Annotated in this window: 3 protein-coding genes and 1 pseudogene; 1 reads left to right on the top strand and 3 read right to left on the bottom strand. The window is 70.5% G+C overall.

Going from position 1 to position 3,386, the window contains the following annotated elements:
• The 3 genes and pseudogenes from AC08OU_RS21400 to AC08OU_RS21390 form a co-directional block, all read right to left on the bottom strand.
• Positions 1-214 (bottom strand): ATP-binding protein (locus tag AC08OU_RS21400; RefSeq protein WP_476605630.1); only part of this gene is annotated, 214 nt, incomplete at its 3' end.
• Between the two features lie 373 nt (positions 215-587).
• Positions 588-833, bottom strand: a pseudogene (locus AC08OU_RS21395) (histidine kinase dimerization/phospho-acceptor domain-containing protein); the annotation flags it as partial.
• A 601-nt stretch (positions 834-1,434) separates the two neighbouring features.
• Positions 1,435-2,154, bottom strand: a complete 720-nt coding sequence (locus tag AC08OU_RS21390) for a response regulator transcription factor (RefSeq protein ID WP_476601864.1) — start codon at positions 2,152-2,154, stop codon at positions 1,435-1,437.
• Positions 2,155-2,432: 278 nt separating this feature from the next.
• On the opposite strand from AC08OU_RS21390, the gene AC08OU_RS21385 reads away from it, so the two are divergent.
• Entirely contained in the window at positions 2,433-3,371 is a 939-nt protein-coding gene (locus AC08OU_RS21385) for an acyl-ACP desaturase (protein ID WP_462189227.1), read from the top strand.
• Positions 3,372-3,386 lie beyond the last annotated feature (15 nt).

Below are 3,386 nucleotides of genomic sequence, written 5' to 3'. Positions count from 1 at the left end.
CCCACGATGCCGCCTCCGGAACCGGCACCGGCAGCAGGAACCGGAAGACCGTGCCGGTGCCGACGGCACTGGACACCTCGACCCGGCCGCCATGGGCGGCGGCGGTCGCCGCGACGATGGACAGCCCCAGCCCGTTGCCGCCAGGCCCCCGTGCCCGGCTGTCCGCGGCCCGGTAGAAGCGGTCGAACACGTGCTCGGCAACCTCCGGTGGCATGCCCGGCCCGTGGTCGATGACGTGAAGCTCCGCGCCCCCGGGGGGTCCCGGGGGCGGCGGGGCCGGTCGGCGCGGCGCCCGCCGGCAGCGCGTGCAGCCGCACCTCGATCGGCGTCTCGGGCGGGGTGTGGACGCGGGCGTTGGTCAGGAGGTTGCCGGCGAGCTGGCGCAGCGCGTTCTCGTCGCCGAGGACGACACAGCTCGCCGGGAGCTCGGCGCTCACCGGGCGCTCGGGGACCGCGACCCGCAGGTCGGCGACGGCGTCGCGGACGAGCCTGGCAAAGTCGATCTCGGCCCGCCGCATCGGTCGCTGCTCGTCGAGGTGGGCCAGGTACAGCAGGTCGTCGACGAGGGTGCTTATCCGGGCGGCCTCCTCCTGGACCCGGCGTAGCGCGTCATCCGCGTCGATCGCCGTCACCATTCCGCCGCGCAGCAGATCGGCGTAGCCGCGGATCGAGGTCAACGGCGTCCGCAGCTCGTGGGAGGCGTCGGCGGCGAAGCGGCGGAGCTGCTCCTGGGAGGCGACCCGGGCGGCGAACGCGGCCTGGATCTGGCCGAGCATCGTGTTGAGGGCCATGGCGAGCTGACCGGTCTCCGAACGGGCCGACCCCGCCGGCACCCGCCGGTCGAGATCCCCCCGGCGATCGCCGACGCGGTGGAGATCATCTGACGCAGTGGGCGCAGGCCACGGGTCAGCCGCACCCAGGCGAGCACGGCGATCGCGGCGAGCACCGCGAGACCCACCGCCACTTCGATCATCACCAGTCGGTGGACCGTCTCCGCGACCGGCTTCAGCGGCAGCGCGACGAGAACCCGTGGCCCGCGCGGACTGTCCCGGACGACCGCTCGGTACCGCTCCCGGTCGGCGATGACGGTGAACGGTGCGGCACCCCGGTCCCCGGCGGCGTCCAGCAGGGGCGTAGCCGGCGGCGTGGGAGTCACCGAACCCGCGATGCGCAGCACCGTCCCGTCCGTCCGCCGGATCTCCACCAGGTAGTCGGTCGGCGCCACGGCCCGCTCCACCCCGGCCCGGCCCAGCGCCTCCCACCGGGACAGATAGGCAGCAGCCGGCAGGCCGCCCAGCACCCGCGCGCGGGTGAGCTGCTGGTCGATCCGGTCGTCCAGGTAGGCACGCAGCGCGAACACGCTCGCCCCACCCACGATGACCAGTCCCAGTGCGGTCAGCGCGATCAGGCCGGACATCAGCTTCAGGCGGAGCGTCACCGGTTGGACCCCGCCACCGGAAGGCGCAGCACGTAGCCAAAACCACGCTGGGTGTGGATGAGAGACGGGCCGTGCCGGCCGAGCTTGCGCCGCAGGTAGCTGACGTACTGGTCCACGATGGTCGGCTCGCCCGCGTAGTCGTAGCTCCACACCGCGTCGAGGATCTGGGTCCTGGACAGCACCCGGTTGGGGTTGGTCAGGAAGTACCGCAGCAGGGAGAACTCCGTCGGCGACAGGTCGATCGGTTCCCCGGCGCGGCGGACGAGATGGGCGTCCCGGTCGAGTTCCACGTCGGCGAACCGCAGCGGGGACGGCGGCACGGGTGCCGGCTCGGCCGGCGGAGGTGACGTCCGGCGCAGCACGGCCCGGACCCGGGCGACGAGCTCGTCGACGGCGAACGGCTTGGTGACGTAGTCGTCGCCGCCGTAGGTGAGGCCGGCGATCTTGTCCCGGTGGGCGTTGCGCGCGCTCAGGTAGACGACGGGTACCGGGTGCCCGTCCGCGCGCAACATCCGGCAGATCTCGAAGCCGTCGATGTCGGGCAGCATCACATCAAGGATCATCAGATCCGGCCGGGCCTCGACGGCCAACTCGAGCGCCGCCCGACCGGTGGTCGCGGTCAGAACGTCGAAACCATGGAAACGTAACGCCATCCGCAGCAGATCGACGATGTTCGGCTCATCGTCGACAACCAGCACACGCGGGGCAGTGGACATGTCCGGCTCCCTGGACGCGACCTCGATGCAGCGGGTGGACGGCGATGCGGGCGGCGATGTCGACATCGTCCGCGTCGAGTTCATCCGAGCATCATGAGAGTTCGGTGTGAGCCGGATGCCGACCGGGCGCGCCGGGACTGTCCGGCCGGGCGTCCTCGCCGGGCCTGGCAAGGATGCCCGCTCCCGCAGCGGGACTGCCTCGGCGGAACAGTTCCACGCTCGGTAATCCACACCCGCGGGACATGGTTAACACATGATCCCTCTGGAACAGTTCCCCAATGAAATCACTCACGGACATCGACCTGATACGCGATCTGGAGCCCGTCGCCGAGGCCAACCTGAACCGGCATCTCGGCGTCGCCGCCGAATGGATGCCGCACGAGTACGTACCCTGGGGCGAGGGCCGCGACTTCGACAGTCTCCCCTGGGAGCCCGGGCAGTCGAAGCTTTCCAAGATCGCGCAGATCGCGTTCGAGGTCAACCTGCTGACCGAGGACAACCTGCCGAGCTACCACCGGGAGATCGCGGACGCGTTCGGCCGGGACGGCGCCTGGGGAAGCTGGGTGCACCGGTGGACCGCCGAAGAGGGGCGCCACTCCATAGCGATGCGCGACTACCTCCTGGTCACCCGGGCGGTGGACCCGATCGCCCTCGAACGCAACCGCATGTACCAGATGGGCAAGGGCTACGACAGCCGGGACAAGTCCCCGCTGGAGGCAACGGCGTACGTCTCCTTCCAGGAACTGGCGACCCGGGTGAGCCACCGCAACACTGGCCGTTTCTGCGGGGAACCGATCGCCGAGAAGCTGCTCACGCGGGTGGCGACGGACGAGAACCTGCACATGATCTTCTATCGGAACGTGATCGCGGGGGCGCTGGAGCTCGACCCCTCGCGTACCGTGGTGGCCATCCGCGACGAGCTCGTCAACTTCCAGATGCCCGGCACCGGCATCCGTGACTTCGGCCGCAAGGCGATCCAGATCGCCCGGGCCGGCATCTACAACCTGCGCATCCACCACGACGACGTGGTGCTGCCGATCCTGCGTCACTGGCGGTTCTTCGACCTGGAGGGCCTGAATGGCGAGGCTGAGAAGGCCCGCGAGGAGGTCTCCGCCTTCGTCACCGGGCTCGACGCCCTCGCGACGCAGCAGGAAGCGAAGCTGGCGCGGACCACGGAACGTGCCACCCGGCGAGCCGAGGCGTTGGCCTCGGCCTAACGCATAACCTGCATA

Source organism: Frankia sp. CcMO1, assembly GCF_977945845.1.
The sequence above is the reverse complement of the archived record's forward strand: the minus strand, read 5'-3'. Positions and strand labels throughout refer to the sequence as shown.

Bases quoted from the DNA above. Each gene is read 5' to 3' on its own strand.
- AC08OU_RS21390 (WP_476601864.1), bottom strand. From the start codon at position 2,154: ATGTCCACTGCCCCGCGTGTGCTGGTTGTCGACGATGAGCCGAACATC.
- AC08OU_RS21385 (WP_462189227.1), top strand. From the start codon at position 2,433: ATGAAATCACTCACGGACATCGACCTGATACGCGATCTGGAGCCCGTC.